This window comes from Priestia sp. USM5 (genome assembly GCF_058323215.1).
Genome location: NZ_JBSGKN010000002.1, coordinates 86,060 through 102,313, shown reverse-complemented (window position 1 = coordinate 102,313; position 16,254 = coordinate 86,060). Strand labels below are relative to the sequence as shown.

Below are 16,254 nucleotides of genomic sequence, written 5' to 3'. Positions count from 1 at the left end.
CCGCGTCCATTTTCTCTATATTAATATTCAGACGTAATGATAGGTGTGCCAACAACTATGGTTGTTTGACCGCCCATTCTTGTCTTGCGTAATGCAATTTGTAAGTTCATTTCCTGCTTTTTCGTTTGAAGAGCTTCTTTCCACAGTCCAGTATATGCTGAAACAGAGGTAAATGACTCTTCCACTAGAGATTCCACTGGTTTAGCATTGAAAGCTCGTAATAGGTCTTGAATTTCAACAGACAAAACACTTTCCATCTTATCATTGATTTCCCCTGTTGCACAAGAGAAAATTATGGGTTCTGACAGGAAAATTTTTTCATAATTTGTCTGAAATACATTTTGAAAATGGGTCATATTTTTTTCTTTTAAACCTTGTCCCGTTACATGATACGATATGTACGCATTGCTGTGTTCATCGATCGCATAAGTTAACAGAATGACTTCGTTCACATCTTCACTTTTGCGTGTACCTATTGCTTTCCATAGGTCTCTTTCCCTCTTCACTTCCCATTTAAAACCTCTAAAATTACTTTTAATACTTTCAGCTTGCGAATAAAAGGTTTTTTGGTCAGTAACAGCTTTTACTTCTTCTCTTGCATACAACGATACTTCAGTTAACGAAACATGCTGCTTATTTAAGGTGTGAACAATCTTCTCAATAGTAGTTTCATTGTTTTGGGCATTGCTCACATAACTTCCATGATATACGAATAAGCCAGTAATGAAAATAGCCAAAAAGACACTAATTTTTTTAAACATTTCGCCACTCCCTCTCCGTACTCATCAGTCTTTCCAGAAGGCGATGATACATACATGAAAAGGGTCGTCATATTTAGACATAGCGACATACATTAGCGTATAAATTCGTATATCTTCAACGAATGAACGTCTATTTTATCATAGACTCATAGCCTGCCAATCATTGAAAAAATGAGGGAATGCGCTGTGACCAAAATAAATAATCCAAAAAGAAATTACTTACTGTTGATGAAATAGTAATGGTCAATAAAATAAGCATTAATTTTGCTTGAAACACATGATTAGGTTTCATCAGCTTTTCAATTTGAAAGCCTTGCAAAGCATACCAAGTAATCACAATAAAAATCAAATGTGAAATCATGGTTAGTAACGTTTGCTGCTCAATTCCTCCAAACAATAAAAGCACTCCTTTTAAACACCATATGAAAAGAAGAGACGATCATCGTCTCTTCTTTTCATATTAAAGCACACTTATGCAAATTCGTAAACGGTAACATGAAAAACATTTATTTTATTCCCTATTTTAAGATCCTTTTCCATTATTAAGAAAAATAAAGAAGACGGATACGCTTAGTTAAATGGAATATATAATCATAGACGAATGCTATTTGCTCTTCCTCTTTTATATAATAGAGCAAAAAAGCCCTCTCATTCGTTTGAGAGGGCTTTTTTTAGAACTTACGTTGACTAATATCTAAACGATTCACTGCCCGTTTTAAGGCAATTTCAGCACGCTTAACATCAACGTCGTCTTGTTTGCTATCAAGGCGCATTTCAGCGCGCTTTTTCGCTTCTTCTGCACGAGCTACGTCAATCGCTTCAGCTGTTTCAGCAGCCTGTGCAAGAATTGTTACTTTGTCAGGTCTTACTTCAAGAAATCCTCCGCTAACAGCCACAAGTTCTGTACTGCTTGCTTTCTTCAAGCGGACGGCTCCAATTTGTAAAGGAGCAACCATCGGAATATGGCCATGTAAAATACCAAGCTCACCGCTCTGTGCTCGGGTACTTACCATTTCCACTTCTGATTCGTAAACTGGGCCATCAGGAGTCACTACACTGACATGGATTGTCTTCATTTAAAAAACCTCCTATGTCCCTTAAATTAAACTTCTACTCCCATACGTTTCGCATTTTCAATAACTTCTTCAATGCGACCAACTAAACGGAACGCATCTTCAGGTAAATGATCGTATTTACCTTCCAAGATCTCTTTAAATCCTTTAACAGTTTCTTTTACAGGAACATAAGAACCTTTTTGACCTGTAAATTGTTCTGCTACGTGGAAGTTTTGAGACAAGAAGAATTGAACGCGACGAGCACGTTGTACAACGAGTTTATCTTCATCAGATAACTCATCCATACCTAGGATTGCAATGATATCTTGTAACTCTTTATAACGCTGTAACGTTTGTTGAACTTGACGCGCAATTGCATAGTGCTCTTCTCCAACAATTTCAGGAGATAAAGCGCGAGATGTAGATGCTAATGGATCTACCGCAGGGTAAATACCCATCTCTGATAATTTACGCTCTAAGTTTGTTGTTGCATCTAAGTGAGCAAATGTTGTCGCTGGAGCTGGATCCGTATAGTCATCGGCTGGTACGTAAATCGCTTGAATCGATGTTACAGAACCTACGCTTGTTGACGTGATACGCTCTTGAAGCTGACCCATTTCTGTCGCTAATGTTGGCTGATAACCTACTGCTGATGGCATACGGCCAAGTAATGCTGATACTTCTGAACCCGCTTGTGTGAAACGGAAGATATTATCGATAAAGAATAATACGTCTTGACCTTGTTCGTCACGGAAGTATTCTGCCATTGTTAATCCTGTTAATGCAACACGCTGACGTGCACCAGGCGGCTCATTCATTTGTCCAAATACCATAGCCGTCTTCTTAATAACACCAGAGTCTGTCATTTCATGGTATAAGTCATTACCTTCACGCGTACGCTCACCTACGCCAGCGAATACCGAAATACCGCCGTGCTCTTGAGCAATGTTATTGATTAACTCTTGAATTAATACTGTTTTACCTACACCGGCACCACCGAATAGACCGATTTTTCCACCTTTAATGTAAGGAGCTAATAAGTCTACTACTTTAATACCTGTTTCAAGAATTTCAGCTTGTGTAGATAGATTTTCGAACTTTGGTGCTTGACGGTGGATTGGATCACGACGTGCACCTGCATCGATTGGGGCGTCTAAGTCGATTTTTTCACCTAATACGTTAAATACACGACCTAACGTAACGTCACCAACTGGTACTGAGATTGCTGCACCTGTATCTTCTACTTCTAATCCACGAACTAAGCCGTCAGTGGATGACATTGCTACTGTACGAACTGTGTTATCACCTAAGTGAATCGCAACTTCTAATGTTAATTCGATTGCAACTTCACTTGCACTGCTCGGTTTATGTGAAATTTTAAGGGCGTTATAAATTGCCGGAAGGTGTCCGTTGTCAAACTTTACGTCTACAACTGGACCCATGATTTGAGTAACGCGTCCTTTTGTCATCGTGTTCCCTCCTAACTTGCTTTTCCATTAAACTTTCTATTCTAAAGCTGCCGCTCCGCCAACAATTTCCGTAATTTCCTGGGTAATTGCCGCTTGACGTGCACGGTTATATGACAATGTAAGATTATTGATAAGATCTTTTGCATTGTCTGTTGCACTTTTCATCGCTGTCATACGAGCAGCATGCTCACTTGCTTTTCCATCAAGCAGGCCGCCGTAAATTAAACTCTCTGCATACTGAGGAAGTAATACTTCTAAAATCTCTTCTTGTGATGGTTCAAATTCATAACCAACAAGTTTACCAGAAGGTTGAAGATCTGTTAGAGGCAATAGCTTCTTCTCCGTCACTTCTTGTGAAATCGTATTGATAAAGTGATTATAGTATAAGTAAAGTTCATCAAACGTACCGTCCGCAAACATTTGAACTGTTTGTGAAGCAATTCCTTGAATGTCAGCAAAAGCTGGCTGATCTGCTAAGCCTGTGATTTCAAGCAAAACCGGAATACCGCGTTTTACGAAGAAATCTCTCCCTACTCGTCCAATTGCAATCACACCGTATTCATCAGGTGATTGATGGCGTTCTTCAATAGCTTGAGATACTTTTCGCAAAATATTACTGTTATATGCTCCTGCTAGACCGCGATCTGAAGTGATTACGATATAACCAGTCTTCTTCACGCTGCGCGCAGTTAACATTGGATGTGAAGCGCCTCTGCTGCCTAGGGCTACACTTGAGACTACCTCTTGAATTTTTTCCATATATGGAACAAACGATTTTGCATTTTGTTCCGCTCTATTCAGCTTTGCAGCTGAAACCATTTCCATTGCTTTCGTAATCTGGCTCGTTTTTTTCGTCGATGTGATTCGAGTTTGTATATCACGTAATGATGCCAAAGGTTTCACCACCTTGTTTTAGAAGATCACGTGGTATGAAAGGTGAACAAATGTTCACCTTCACCTTATTGAAAGATTGTCTTAACATACCATGCTGACAATATATTATTCAGATGCAATAAATGTTTTCTTGAATTCTTCAAGTGCTGATTCGAATACGCCAGCTTCAGGAAGGCCACCAGTTGTACGGATTGATTCAAGTACTTCTTTACGGTTTGATTCTAACCATGTTAAGTACTCGTCTTCAAAGCGTGTAATATCTGATACTGGAACATCATCTAAGAAGCCTTTTGTTAATGCGTAAAGCACAGCTACTTGTTTTTCTACGCGAAGCGGTTTGTGTAAACCTTGTTTTAAGATTTCAACTGTACGCGCTCCTCGATTTAATTTTGCTTGAGTTGCTTGGTCAAGATCAGAACCGAACTGAGCAAACGATTCAAGCTCACGATAAGATGCAAGGTCTAGACGCAGTGTACCTGCTACCTTTTTCATCGCTTTAATTTGTGCAGATCCCCCTACACGTGATACAGAAAGACCAGCATTAATCGCAGGACGTACGCCTGAGAAGAATAGATCTGACTGTAAGAAAATTTGTCCGTCTGTAATCGAAATTACGTTCGTTGGGATATAAGCAGATACGTCTCCTGCTTGCGTTTCAATAAATGGAAGAGCTGTTAATGAACCTCCACCTTTTGCGTCCGATAACTTTGCCGCACGCTCTAATAAACGAGAGTGCAGATAGAATACATCCCCTGGATACGCTTCACGACCTGGAGGACGGCGTAATAGTAATGAAAGTTCACGATAAGCTGATGCTTGTTTTGTTAAGTCATCGTAGATAACAAGTACGTGCTTACCGTTATACATAAACTCTTCACCCATTGTTACTCCAGCGTATGGTGCTAAGAATAATAGTGGAGCTGGTTGTGAAGCTGATGCTGTTACAACGATTGTGTAATCTAGAGCACCGTGTTTACGTAATGTCTCTACTACGTTACGAACTGTTGATTCTTTTTGGCCAATCGCTACATAGATACATACCATATCTTGATCTTTTTGGTTTAAGATTGTATCGATTGCTACCGATGTTTTACCCGTTTGACGGTCACCGATAATTAACTCACGCTGTCCACGGCCGATCGGCACAAGTGCGTCAATCGCCTTGATACCTGTTTGAAGCGGCTCATGTACTGATTTACGATCCATAACGCCAGGTGCAGCACCTTCAATTGGACGTGTTTTTGTTGTTTCTACCGGGCCTAAGCCGTCTACTGGCTGACCTAATGAGTTAACAACACGACCGATTAACTGCTCCCCTACTGGAACTTCCATGATGCGTCCTGTACGGCGAACTTCGTCACCTTCACGAATTTCTGTATATGGTCCTAAAATAATGATACCTACATTGTTTTCTTCTAAGTTTTGTGCCATTCCCATGACACCATTTGAAAATTCAACCAGTTCTCCAGCCATGACATTGTCGAGGCCATGAGCACGTGCGATACCATCCCCAACTTGGATAACAGTACCTACATCACTCACTTTAATCTCAGACTGATAGTTTTCAATTTGCTGCTTGATCAGCGCACTAATTTCTTCAGCTTTGATGCTCATGAATTTCACCCCTATCTACGATCTGTGTGCAAGAAGTCCTCGGTGGATCGTTTCTAATTTGCTGCTAATGCTGCCATCATAGATACGATTACCAATGCGAAGCTTCACGCCGCCGATTAGGCTTTTATCTACTACGTTTGAAATATTTAACGTATGTTTTCCAACTTTTGAAGCAAATGATTGCGAGATTGCTCGTTTCTCATCTGCGCTTAAAGGTTTGACAGAATAAACAGTTGCGTCTGCCACGCCACGTACTTCGTTCGCTAGGAAACGATACTCTTGCACCATTTGGCTAACAATTTGAATGCGGTGACGCTCTAATAATAGAAGAACCGTATGTTGAACAGTTGGTGAAAGTTCAGCAAATGCCTCACTTACAAACTGTTTTTTTCGCTCAATTGTAATTTTTGGATGAGTTAATACATCCATTAATTCAGGTGTTTTAGCAAACACCTCTTCAACGATTTGTAGCTGTTCTTGCATTTCATCGATCATCTGTTTTTCTGTTGCTAATTGAAAAAGAGCTAGTGCATAGCGCTTGGCTACAGCTGGTTGACTCATCGTACATCCCCTACTTCTTGGATATATTCATGAATTAACTTCTCTTGATCTTGTTCAGAAAGTTCTTTTTCAATAACTTTCGACGCAATTAAAACAGATAATGAAGCAACTTGCTCACGTAACGCAGCAACTGCTTGATCTTTTTGCTGTTCGATTTCTTGTTTTGCTGCAGCTTTTAGACGCTCAGACTCTTCGCGTGCTGCTGCAATGATTTCTTCTTTTTTATCTTCTGCAGACTTTCTAGCGTTTTCCATCATTACTTGCACTTCTTGACGAGATTGCTTTAAGATTTCACGCTGCTCTTCAACAAGCTTCTTCGCTTCCTCATTTTGCTTTTCTGCTTCATCAATCTCACCGGCAATATGCTCTTCACGTTTTTTCATGATTCCCATTACAGGACCAAACGCGAATTTTTGAAGTAACGCAAGTAGGATAAGGAACATCACTAATTGGAAAAGAATATCTCCACCATTAATGCCTGCTGCTCCTAACACAAACATGTTCGACACGGCCATGTTCACTCCCTTCAGAGACTCCACATATATAATTTACTTCTTAAAGACATAAAGTAATGGCGAAGGTTCTTTTGAATGATCTTCGCCACATGTAACACATTATTATTTACCTTGTACCATGAATGCAATAACTACGGCGATAATTGGAAGCGCCTCAACTAAGGCAACCCCAACGAACATCATTGAAGTTAATGTACCACGTGCTTCTGGTTGGCGAGCTGTGCCTTCAATCGTCTTAGAAACGATAAGACCGTTACCAATACCAGCACCTAGTGCCGCTAAACCAATCGCAATTGCAGATGCTATTAAACCCATTTTATAAAGTCCTCCCTTAATATATATGATTTTGTTTAACTAAGTTTTGTTTTGTCCAAATTGGGTATTACTTGAACAAAGCTTTATAAATTAATGGTCGCTACTCACTTTGTGAGATAAATAAACCATCGTTAACATTGTGAAAATGAAGGCCTGAATTGCGCCTACAAAAATACTGAATCCTTGCCATAAAAGCATTGGGATAGCAGCTCCAATTGTACCTAGGAAGCCTGTTGTTGCTAAACCAGCTAGCAAGCTTAACAAAATTTCCCCAGCATAAATATTACCGTAAAGACGAAGGCCAAGCGTTAACGTATTGGCAAACTCCTCGATAATCTTAAGCGGGAATAAAAATGCCATTGGCTTGAAGTAATCTTTCGTGTATGCAGAGAAACCTCGCATTTTAATACCATAATAATGTGATAGTACAACTACCATAACGGCTAACGTCAGCGTAATTGCTGGATCAGCGGTTGGCGATTTCCACCATAAGTTATGGTCAATCACGATGGCGAATGGAAGACCCAACATATTTGACACAAAAATGTACATAAGTAAAGTTACACCTAGCGTCAAAAAGCGGCCACCTGTTTTCCAATCCATATTGCTATTAACGAGTCCTTTAACAAAATCTAAGACCCATTCAATAAAGTTTTGTGCACCGCTTGGCTTCATAGCAAGAGTACGAGTACATAAAACTGCAATTAAGAATACAATAACAGAAGCTACGGTAACCATAAGCAAGTTACTTTGACTAAAAGTAAGGCCTAGAAACTCTATAGTTGGTGATTCATGACCCAACTGTGTTCACCTCTCTTTCTATCTTCTACGCATATTTTGAACAACTAAATCTATGATAATGACAACATAATACGTCATTAATCCCACAACTACACTAATAATATGAAAGGTTTTTGGATAAGAGATGGTAATCACAACTGCGAGAGCAGCTGTTGCAAATCTTACAACAGTCCCAATTGAACGGGGCTTTTTCCCCTCATCCAACGCCTGTCCAAACTGCTCAAACTTTCTTACTAAGTTCCACAAATTATACAAACTCAGGGCGGTTCCTAAAATTAAACCTGCAAAAACAGCCTTATAACTTGTAAATCCCCAGCCGAGAACGTATAATGCTAACAAATACAATATGTATGAACGAAGTCTTGGAAAAACGTGCTGCAAATCCTGCATGAATTATTAATCTCCTGAAAAAAAATGGTGGACTGTCCGCAGCATCATAAAAACACCTGCTGCTAGCCCTGAAAGAAGGCCTAAAATCAAAAATAGTGGTTCGGTGTCAAGCCATTGATCAGCCCATCTTCCAGAGAATAAGCCAATTAAGACTGAACCTGCTAACTGTGATAGAATGATTGACACTAATGCCATCGCTTGCAAAGGATGACGGTTGCGATCTTTCATAAGCTCATACCCCTTTTGCAAAATTTTCTTTTTTCCGAATTCTCTATCGTTTTCATAGCTCAATATATGATAGAAAGGCAAAAAAATTGCTAAAAAAGGTAAAAACAGCTAATAAAATACGCAGAAATATCAACGGTTTTCACAGGTTGAAAACCTTATCATTTATATTCCCTGTAAGCATACAATAGCGTATATTTAATGTCAATGTGTTTAAGCTAAAAACTTCACAATCTCTTCTTATTGTTCACATTTCTGCCACACATAAAACCTCTTCAAATGAAAACATTTAAAGAGGTTCATTCAATCGTTATTGTACTGTGTACAACCTGCTCTTGTCTATGCTTTTTCACAAATGCAAATATTTGGTACACTCCTGGTACAAGCGATTCATCAATCGTTATTTTTCGTTTTCTCATGCCTCTTTCTACATCCACGTCAACATCTAAATACGATACAAACTGTAAAGACTGCTTATCAAAAAGAGCGACGCCTAACTGATCTGCTCCTTCAGGCAAAAACAGTTCATAGCTATACGTATTTTTCTCTTTTTCCGCTGCTACTTGCAATCCCATGACACGAGGATAATCTGGAATGCTAATCATGTACATATAGGGAAGCGAAAATGTTTCACGTGAATCATTTATTTCCAAATATCCGTCATATATACCTTTATTTTTAAAACGGGGCTGCACCGATAAAGTAACAGCTATCTCTTTTGTCTGACGGGGTGGCACCGTGACGGGTAATGGAACATCCCAGTTCACTCCTTCATCCCTTTTTGGAACGTTTAAGCGATACGTTTTTGCTTTATCAGACTGGTTATCAATTTTAAAAGATAAAACTTTCTTTGATGGACGCGTAAAAATACCAAAAGATAAAGAAGATGGATAAAACAAAGATTCTGCTGTGACGGCTTTTGCTATTTGAATTCTTCCCGCTCCTTGTTCATATACGCGATACGTTTGACCGTTTAGCTGCTGCATTACTTTACTGGTGTTCATCAATGAAGCTTTGACTTGTTCAGGAGACCAGTTCGGGTGAGCTTGTAAAATCAGCGCACACGCTCCAGCTACATGGGGCGCAGCCATACTTGTGCCATGCATGCGTTCATATCCTCCAGGAACTGTACTATTAATGAAGTAACCTGGTGCGACGACGTCTGGTTTGATTCCCCAAGTAGTCGTTACAGGCCCTCTTGAACTGAAAGATGTGAGCAAGTCTTGCACCACTTGCTGCCCAGTGCGTAAGTACGGTTGTTGAGACTGAATGTGTTGGCTAATGGTGTCACCGCTTTTTTTACTTACCCATATCACGGGAATATTTACTGACTCTTTTAGTTTACTGACTATGCTTTTTTCTGTCGGGCTATATAAAATAACCGCTTTTGCTCCCGCCTGTTCAGCTTGTTTAATCTTTTTTTGAACCGCATTTCCTTCTGCTTTTAGCAAAATGACGTTACCCGACGCATGCTTTTGCTCTTTGGAATCTTCTTCATTTATTACACGCAGCGTTTGATTAAATGTCCATGGACGAGACCCTTCTACTGGCGCCATCATAATTTTTTCTTTGTTAAATCCAATTGTTAGAAATTGAACTGTTGTCGGAGAAACAGAAGCGCCAACGGAAATAGCTTTTCCCGCTGTACCCGGAGAGCCCACCGTCCATAAACCTGGACCTGAATTGCCGCTAGATGTAACCGTTACAATTCCTTTTTCAACAGCTCGATCTAACGCTAAGCTTGTTGGTAAATCAGGGCCATTCACATCATTTCCTAATGATAAATTAATAATATCTACATCATCTTGAATTGCTTTTTCAATAGCTAGAATAACACTTTCAGACGTTCCAGCTCCTCCAGGTCCAAGAGCTCGGTATGCATAGATTTCCGCTTGGGGTGCTACGCCTGTAATATTCCCATTCGCTGCAATAATACCAGCTACATGAGTACCGTGCAGAGTCGGTTCTCCTTGCTCACGAGTGGTTTCCATCGGCTCATAATCTTCATCTATTACATCGTAACCCCCTCTGTAGGTTTGTTTTAAATCAGGATGAGAATAATCAACCCCCGTATCGATAACGCCTACTTTGATCCCTTTTCCTGTTAAGCGCTGATTGTGAGTATCAAACAAGCCTCTTACCTGTTCTGAGCCAATGAACGTTACGCTATTTTCTTCTGTAACCTGATAGTTTTTAATAGAATGTGAACTAATAATAGATGGATTCTGAGATAGTTTTTCCAAATCCGAGATGGAGCCGTTTAATGAAAGTCCTGTAAACACCGTGTGAAATTCGCTCTTAATCTTTATATTAGGATAATTTTTTTGTAGCTGACTTTTAAATTTCGTGAATTTTTCTTTTTTAATCATCACAATGATTGATTTTTCCTGATGATTCATTTCTTGTTTTATAGAAGGAAATGTCGGATTGAGCGACATTTGCCCTCCCCCACTCCCCAATATAAAGCTAATCATTAACCATTTAATCCACATAAAAAAACACCTCTCACACTATCGTGTCTCAAAGAGACGCTTTTCATGTGAAAGGTGTTTAGAAATCTTACGAAAGCGGATTAAAAGCTTCCGGTCTGTTTTCACGGCGGTTGAAATAGTAGCTAATAGCATCACAAATGCGTTTAGAAGCTAAGCCGTCTCCGTAAGGATTCGATGCTTGTGACATTTGCTTATATACGCCTTCATCTATTAACAGCTCTTTTGCTAGCGTATAAATCGTTTCTTCTTCCGTGCCTGCTAGTTTGAGCGTTCCTGCTTCAATTCCTTCCGGGCGCTCTGTTGTATCGCGAAGTACCAATACAGGTACGCCTAATGAAGGAGCTTCTTCTTGAACACCGCCCGAATCTGTCAAAATAATATGAGCGCGCTCAGCGAAGTTATGGAAGTCAATTACATCTAACGGTTCAATTAAATGAATGCGCGGGTCATTTCCTAAGATATCGTTTGCTGTTTCTCTAACTACTGGATTCAAATGAACAGGATACACAACTTGCACATCTTCATGTTCATCTACAATACGCTTAACAGCACGGAACATATTTTTCATTGGTTCGCCTAAATTTTCGCGGCGATGTGCCGTTAACAAAATAAGACGATCATCTCCCAATTTCGTTAACACTTCATGCTCATATGTCTCTTTTACTGTTGTTTTTAACGCATCGATAGCTGTATTTCCAGTCACAAAGATTCGCTCTTCTTTTTTGTTCTCTGCTTGCAAATTAGCTGCAGACTTATCTGTTGGAGCAAAGTGCAAATCAGCGAGAACACCTGTAAGCTGACGGTTCATTTCTTCCGGGTATGGAGAATATTTATTCCATGTGCGCAAACCTGCTTCAACATGCCCGACCTGAATCTGATTATAAAAAGCTGCTAGCCCAGCAATAAACGTCGTAGTTGTATCACCGTGTACAAGTACCATGTCCGGCTTTACTTTTTTCATTACGTCGTCCAAGCCTTGTAATCCTCTGGTCGTTACGTCCATAAGGGTTTGGCGATCCTTCATAATGTTCAGGTCATAGTCAGGCTGAATGTCAAAGATGCTCAATACTTGGTCTAACATTTCACGGTGCTGAGCCGTTACTGTAACAATTGCTTCGAACTCTTCTGGTCGCTTTTTAAGCTCTAATACTAGAGGAGCCATTTTAATTGCTTCTGGTCTTGTCCCGAATATCGTCATTACTTTAATTGGCTGCTTCATGTTCATCACCCAAATCTACAAATTATTTTGTACCGAATAAACGATCCCCTGCATCACCTAAACCTGGAACAATATATCCATGGTCATTTAATTTTTCATCTAATGCTGCAATGTAAATATCTACGTCAGGGTGTGCTTCTTTTACAATTTCCACGCCTTCAGGAGCAGCAATTAAACACATAAATTTAATGTTTTTAGCGCCTCTTTTTTTCAGAGAGTTGATTGCTTCTACAGCTGACCCTCCTGTTGCAAGCATAGGATCTACTACAATAAAGTCACGCTCTTCTACATCATTAGGTAGCTTTACATAATATTCAACAGGCTGTAATGTTTCTGGATCACGATATAAGCCAACGTGTCCAACTTTAGCAGCTGGCATTAGTTTTAAAAATCCATCTACCATGCCGATACCAGCACGAAGAATTGGAACGATACCAAGCTTTTTCCCTGCAATAACTTTTGACTTTGTTTTGCAAACCGGTGTTTCAATTTCAACATCTTCTAGCGGTAAATCACGTGTTGCTTCAAAAGCCATTAAGCTTGCCACTTCATCAACTAATTCACGAAACTCTTTCGTTCCCGTTTTTACATCGCGTATGTAAGTTAATTTGTGTTGAATAAGCGGGTGATCAAATACGTATACTTTGCCCATTGATATCTCTCCTTATATATAAAGATGTACACATTAAAATACCATTCAACGAATTGAATGGTACGTACTAGTAAAAACATATCTCTTGCTAATTAAATTTATACATTGCATTCATTTTACAGAAAAAAGTTTTTGAGTTCAAGCATTATTCAAAAAATGATTGGATTGCTACCACTTTCTCCATAAAAAAACAGGCACAAAGGCCTGTCTCTCTTAAAGTGATTTATACATTTCAAACTTGCTTGTTAAAGCTTCAACACGTGTTTTAGCTTCAGCTAACTTTTCTTCATCTTCAATATTTTTAAGCGTTAATCCGATGATAGAAGCAATTTCATCCATCTCTTCTAAGCCAAATCCGCGAGTTGTAACCGCAGCTGTACCAATACGGATACCGCTTGTTACAAATGGGCTTTGCTCATCATAAGGAATTGTATTTTTGTTTGTTGTAATACCTACATCATCAAGCGCTTTTTCAGCTACTTTACCTGTCAAATTCATTGAGCTTACGTCGATTAACACAAGGTGATTGTCTGTTCCTTCAGATACAAGAGCAAATCCTTCTTTCTTTAATCCTTCTGCTAAACGATTAGCATTGTCGATGATATTTTGAGCATAGTGCTTAAACTCATCTTGTAATGCTTCACCAAATGCTACTGCTTTTGCAGCGATAACGTGCATCAATGGACCACCTTGAATACCAGGGAAGATCGACTTATCAATCTTTTTCGCAAATTCTTCTTTACATAAAATCATACCGCCGCGTGGTCCGCGTAGTGTTTTATGTGTTGTAGTTGTAACGAAATGAGCATGTGGCACAGGATTTTGATGAAGTCCTGCAGCTACTAGACCAGCAATATGAGCCATGTCTACCATTAAATAAGCGCCTACTTCATCAGCGATTTCACGGAAACGCTTGAAGTCGATTGCGCGTGGATATGCGCTTGCACCAGCCACAATTAATTTTGGTTTGTGTGTACGAGCTTTTTCTAATACGTCATCGTAGTTAATGCGATGTGTTTCGCGATCTACACCATATTCGATGAAATTGTACTGAACACCACTAAAGTTAACAGGACTTCCGTGCGTTAAGTGACCGCCGTGCGATAAATTCATACCAAGTACTGTGTCTCCAGCCTCTAAAACAGTGAAGTATACAGCCATGTTTGCTTGTGCACCTGAGTGAGGTTGAACGTTCACGTGCTCTGCTCCGAAAATTTCTTTTGCACGATCACGAGCTAAGTCTTCTACTACATCCACGTGTTCACAACCACCGTAGTAACGTTTAGCTGGATAGCCTTCAGCATATTTATTTGTTAAAACTGAACCTTGTGCTTCCATTACCGCTGTTGTTACAAAGTTTTCTGAAGCAATTAGCTCAATCTTAGTACGTTGTCTTTGTAATTCATCCTTGATCGCATTATAAACTGCTGGATCTTGTTGCATTAGTTGTTTCTCCATCAAAATCCTCTCCTCGTTTCGTATTCGCAATGTTCGTTATTTGTTAATTCAACTACATTGTAACATGATTTATTTAGAATAAAAAAGAAAAAATGTGTATTATTTTAATATATTTAATTACGAAAGTTCGTAAAACGCTCTCATTCCACCGATTAGTTTTGGACGCGTCTTTGCTAAAGTAACATGAGCGTGTCCAACTGCGTTCAACGTACAACGAACGGGTACTGCGACATGCTTTAAATGCATACCAATGAATGTATCTCCAATATCAATCCCAGCATCAGCTTTAATAAACTCTACTAAAACAGGATCTTTAAGCTGGCCATAGGCCTGTGTAGCCATTGCTCCACCTGCTTTATGAATAGGAACAACACTAACGATTTCTAAGCGTTCTTTACGAGCTAATTCTCTTTCTACTACCAGTGCTCGATTAAGATGTTCACAGCATTGAAATGCTAAGTGGACACCCGTTTTTTTTCGAAAATCTGCTAGTGTATCAAAGATCATTTCTGCAACTTCCATTGCGCCTGCGGTTCCTATTTTTTCACCAATTACCTCGCTTGTACTGCATCCAATGACAAGTGTATGTTCTGAAGATAACTGCACTTGTGCTGAAAAATCAGATAAAACTGTTTCCAACTGCTCTTTCCATTTCGTAAGTTCAGACACGTTTTTCTTCCTTTCTTCCATTGAATACGTTCACATTATGCCGTTACTGTTGCATCACTTTGCTGCTCATACTGTTTAATTTTATTCACGCGATTTTCATGTCGCCCGCCTTCAAATTCTGTCGTTAACCAAATTTTCGCAATTTCACGTGCAAGTCCCGGCCCAATGACGCGTTCACCCATTGCTAAAATGTTGCTATCATTATGTTCTCTTGTGGCTTTTGCACTAAACGTATCATGCACTAGAGCGCAGCGAATTCCCTTTACTTTATTAGCTGCTATGCTCATACCGATGCCTGTTCCGCAAATAAGAATGCCTCGACTTACTTCTTGGCTCGCCACTTTTTGAGCAACGGGAAGTGCATAATCCGGATAATCGACAGATGCTGAGCATTCACACCCTAAATCCACATATTCAATATTTAATTCTTCCATTAAAGAGATAATTTCCTGTCGTAAATTTATACCGCCGTGGTCAGATGCAATAGCTACTTTCATCTTTGTTTCCTCCTCATACATACCTTCATCTTCTATTAATTTTTGTTCAGTTTAAGTCTGCAAAAATTTATGGGACCTTTTATAATTTGTCGACTATTTTGTTAATCATACGCTCTAACTCTTCTAAAGTCTGTTCGTACGTCTGTAATGATCCGCCAAACGGATCAGATACTTCACCTTGCTCGCCGGCAAATTCTTTTAGCGTAAATAATTTATCACTTACGTATGGAGCTTGGTTCAAAATTAGCATTTTATGCTGCTCCGTCATCGTAAAAATATAAGTAGCCCACATCAATTGTTCTTCCGTTAATGCTGCCGAAGCATGAGAACAAGCTATGCCTTTCTGTTGAAGGGCAACTTGTGCATGAACAGAAGCTTCACTTCCATTTGAAGCGAATACGCCTGCAGACTTCACGTTTATTCCATCTATTTTTTTAGCTTTCAGCAACGCTTCTGCCATAGGGCTGCGGCACGTGTTTCCTGTACATACAAATAAGATGTTTTTCAAGATACATCCTCCCTTGCTTTCACTATGTGCGACTATGTTGATATTCCACCCTATTGTATCTCTATTGCTTGCATAAATCCAGTTAGCTTTTTTGGGTGTTTTTTATCCATAATCTCTTTATTTATCTTGAAAAAAACACCTTCGCTTTCCTTTTTTTAT

The 16,254-nt window shown here is 39.4% G+C and carries 19 protein-coding genes; all 19 read right to left on the bottom strand.

Translation table 11 applies throughout. The features are described from left to right. Positions 1-20: 20 nt before the first annotated feature. The 19 genes from ACWATA_RS24870 to ACWATA_RS24780 all read right to left on the bottom strand — a co-directional run bounded on the left by ACWATA_RS24870 (position 21) and on the right by ACWATA_RS24780 (position 16,095). A complete protein-coding gene (locus tag ACWATA_RS24870; RefSeq protein WP_028411989.1) occupies positions 21-761 on the bottom strand; it encodes a YwmB family TATA-box binding protein in 741 nt (246 codons plus the stop codon). Between the two features lie 160 nt (positions 762-921). Then, positions 922-1,158 (bottom strand): DUF1146 family protein, encoded by a 237-nt coding sequence (locus tag ACWATA_RS24865; RefSeq protein WP_013059797.1) that lies wholly within the window; start codon positions 1,156-1,158, stop codon positions 922-924. A gap of 274 nt (positions 1,159-1,432) precedes the next feature. Beyond that, positions 1,433-1,837, bottom strand: coding sequence for a F0F1 ATP synthase subunit epsilon (locus ACWATA_RS24860; protein ID WP_028411988.1), 405 nt, complete (start codon positions 1,835-1,837; stop codon positions 1,433-1,435). 26 nt (positions 1,838-1,863) lie between these two features. Further along, positions 1,864-3,285 carry a F0F1 ATP synthase subunit beta gene (atpD, locus tag ACWATA_RS24855; RefSeq protein ID WP_013059799.1) on the bottom strand — a complete coding sequence of 474 codons (1,422 nt, stop codon included), beginning with the start codon at positions 3,283-3,285 and terminating at the stop codon, positions 1,864-1,866. 36 nt (positions 3,286-3,321) lie between these two features. Continuing rightward, positions 3,322-4,179 (bottom strand): F0F1 ATP synthase subunit gamma, encoded by an 858-nt coding sequence (locus ACWATA_RS24850; protein WP_013059800.1) that lies wholly within the window; start codon positions 4,177-4,179, stop codon positions 3,322-3,324. Positions 4,180-4,284: 105 nt separating this feature from the next. Further along, positions 4,285-5,793 carry a F0F1 ATP synthase subunit alpha gene (gene atpA, locus ACWATA_RS24845; RefSeq protein ID WP_013085461.1) on the bottom strand — a complete coding sequence of 503 codons (1,509 nt, stop codon included), beginning with the start codon at positions 5,791-5,793 and terminating at the stop codon, positions 4,285-4,287. A 15-nt stretch (positions 5,794-5,808) separates the two neighbouring features. Then, the gene (locus ACWATA_RS24840) at positions 5,809-6,354 is read right to left on the bottom strand and encodes a F0F1 ATP synthase subunit delta (protein ID WP_176344908.1); all 546 of its coding nucleotides are present in this window, start codon (positions 6,352-6,354) and stop codon (positions 5,809-5,811) included. After that, positions 6,351-6,869 carry a F0F1 ATP synthase subunit B gene (locus ACWATA_RS24835; RefSeq protein ID WP_013085463.1) on the bottom strand — a complete coding sequence of 173 codons (519 nt, stop codon included), beginning with the start codon at positions 6,867-6,869 and terminating at the stop codon, positions 6,351-6,353. The genes ACWATA_RS24840 and ACWATA_RS24835 overlap by 4 nt, the downstream gene beginning before the upstream one ends. A 102-nt stretch (positions 6,870-6,971) precedes the next feature. Next, complete coding sequence (gene atpE, locus ACWATA_RS24830) at positions 6,972-7,184, bottom strand: F0F1 ATP synthase subunit C (protein ID WP_013059804.1); 213 nt, start codon at positions 7,182-7,184, stop codon at positions 6,972-6,974. A 90-nt stretch (positions 7,185-7,274) separates the two neighbouring features. Next, entirely contained in the window at positions 7,275-7,985 is a 711-nt protein-coding gene (atpB, locus tag ACWATA_RS24825; RefSeq protein WP_013059805.1) for a F0F1 ATP synthase subunit A, read from the bottom strand. 18 nt (positions 7,986-8,003) lie between these two features. Then, a complete protein-coding gene (locus tag ACWATA_RS24820) occupies positions 8,004-8,375 on the bottom strand; it encodes an ATP synthase subunit I (RefSeq protein WP_013059806.1) in 372 nt (123 codons plus the stop codon). A gap of 6 nt (positions 8,376-8,381) precedes the next feature. Next, on the bottom strand, positions 8,382-8,603 hold the full coding sequence (locus ACWATA_RS24815) for an AtpZ/AtpI family protein (protein WP_013085464.1): 222 nt from the start codon (positions 8,601-8,603) through the stop codon (positions 8,382-8,384). Positions 8,604-8,899: 296 nt separating this feature from the next. Next, positions 8,900-11,092, bottom strand: coding sequence for a S8 family serine peptidase (locus ACWATA_RS24810; protein ID WP_176344909.1), 2,193 nt, complete (start codon positions 11,090-11,092; stop codon positions 8,900-8,902). 67 nt (positions 11,093-11,159) lie between these two features. After that, complete coding sequence (gene wecB, locus ACWATA_RS24805; protein WP_063248427.1) at positions 11,160-12,311, bottom strand: non-hydrolyzing UDP-N-acetylglucosamine 2-epimerase; 1,152 nt, start codon at positions 12,309-12,311, stop codon at positions 11,160-11,162. A gap of 22 nt (positions 12,312-12,333) precedes the next feature. After that, positions 12,334-12,963, bottom strand: a complete 630-nt coding sequence (upp, locus tag ACWATA_RS24800) for a uracil phosphoribosyltransferase (protein ID WP_013059810.1) — start codon at positions 12,961-12,963, stop codon at positions 12,334-12,336. A gap of 213 nt (positions 12,964-13,176) precedes the next feature. Then, positions 13,177-14,421 carry a serine hydroxymethyltransferase gene (glyA, locus tag ACWATA_RS24795; protein WP_013059811.1) on the bottom strand — a complete coding sequence of 415 codons (1,245 nt, stop codon included), beginning with the start codon at positions 14,419-14,421 and terminating at the stop codon, positions 13,177-13,179. A gap of 117 nt (positions 14,422-14,538) precedes the next feature. Continuing rightward, positions 14,539-15,090 carry a TIGR01440 family protein gene (locus tag ACWATA_RS24790; protein WP_028411982.1) on the bottom strand — a complete coding sequence of 184 codons (552 nt, stop codon included), beginning with the start codon at positions 15,088-15,090 and terminating at the stop codon, positions 14,539-14,541. A 35-nt stretch (positions 15,091-15,125) separates the two neighbouring features. After that, positions 15,126-15,587, bottom strand: a complete 462-nt coding sequence (gene rpiB / locus ACWATA_RS24785; RefSeq protein ID WP_028411981.1) for a ribose 5-phosphate isomerase B — start codon at positions 15,585-15,587, stop codon at positions 15,126-15,128. A 79-nt stretch (positions 15,588-15,666) separates the two neighbouring features. After that, positions 15,667-16,095, bottom strand: coding sequence for a low molecular weight protein arginine phosphatase (locus ACWATA_RS24780; protein ID WP_028411980.1), 429 nt, complete (start codon positions 16,093-16,095; stop codon positions 15,667-15,669). Positions 16,096-16,254 lie beyond the last annotated feature (159 nt).

Bases quoted from the DNA above. Each gene is read 5' to 3' on its own strand.
- ACWATA_RS24870 (WP_028411989.1), bottom strand. From the start codon at position 761: ATGTTTAAAAAAATTAGTGTCTTTTTGGCTATTTTCATTACTGGCTTA.
- ACWATA_RS24860 (WP_028411988.1), bottom strand. From the start codon at position 1,837: ATGAAGACAATCCATGTCAGTGTAGTGACTCCTGATGGCCCAGTTTAC.
- atpD (WP_013059799.1), bottom strand. From the start codon at position 3,285: ATGACAAAAGGACGCGTTACTCAAATCATGGGTCCAGTTGTAGACGTA.
- atpA (WP_013085461.1), bottom strand. From the start codon at position 5,793: ATGAGCATCAAAGCTGAAGAAATTAGTGCGCTGATCAAGCAGCAAATT.
- ACWATA_RS24840 (WP_176344908.1), bottom strand. From the start codon at position 6,354: ATGAGTCAACCAGCTGTAGCCAAGCGCTATGCACTAGCTCTTTTTCAA.
- ACWATA_RS24835 (WP_013085463.1), bottom strand. From the start codon at position 6,869: ATGGCCGTGTCGAACATGTTTGTGTTAGGAGCAGCAGGCATTAATGGT.
- atpE (WP_013059804.1), bottom strand. From the start codon at position 7,184: ATGGGTTTAATAGCATCTGCAATTGCGATTGGTTTAGCGGCACTAGGT.
- ACWATA_RS24820 (WP_013059806.1), bottom strand. From the start codon at position 8,375: ATGCAGGATTTGCAGCACGTTTTTCCAAGACTTCGTTCATACATATTG.
- ACWATA_RS24815 (WP_013085464.1), bottom strand. From the start codon at position 8,603: ATGAAAGATCGCAACCGTCATCCTTTGCAAGCGATGGCATTAGTGTCA.
- ACWATA_RS24810 (WP_176344909.1), bottom strand. From the start codon at position 11,092: ATGTGGATTAAATGGTTAATGATTAGCTTTATATTGGGGAGTGGGGGA.
- wecB (WP_063248427.1), bottom strand. From the start codon at position 12,311: ATGAAGCAGCCAATTAAAGTAATGACGATATTCGGGACAAGACCAGAA.
- upp (WP_013059810.1), bottom strand. From the start codon at position 12,963: ATGGGCAAAGTATACGTATTTGATCACCCGCTTATTCAACACAAATTA.
- glyA (WP_013059811.1), bottom strand. From the start codon at position 14,421: ATGGAGAAACAACTAATGCAACAAGATCCAGCAGTTTATAATGCGATC.
- rpiB (WP_028411981.1), bottom strand. From the start codon at position 15,587: ATGAAAGTAGCTATTGCATCTGACCACGGCGGTATAAATTTACGACAG.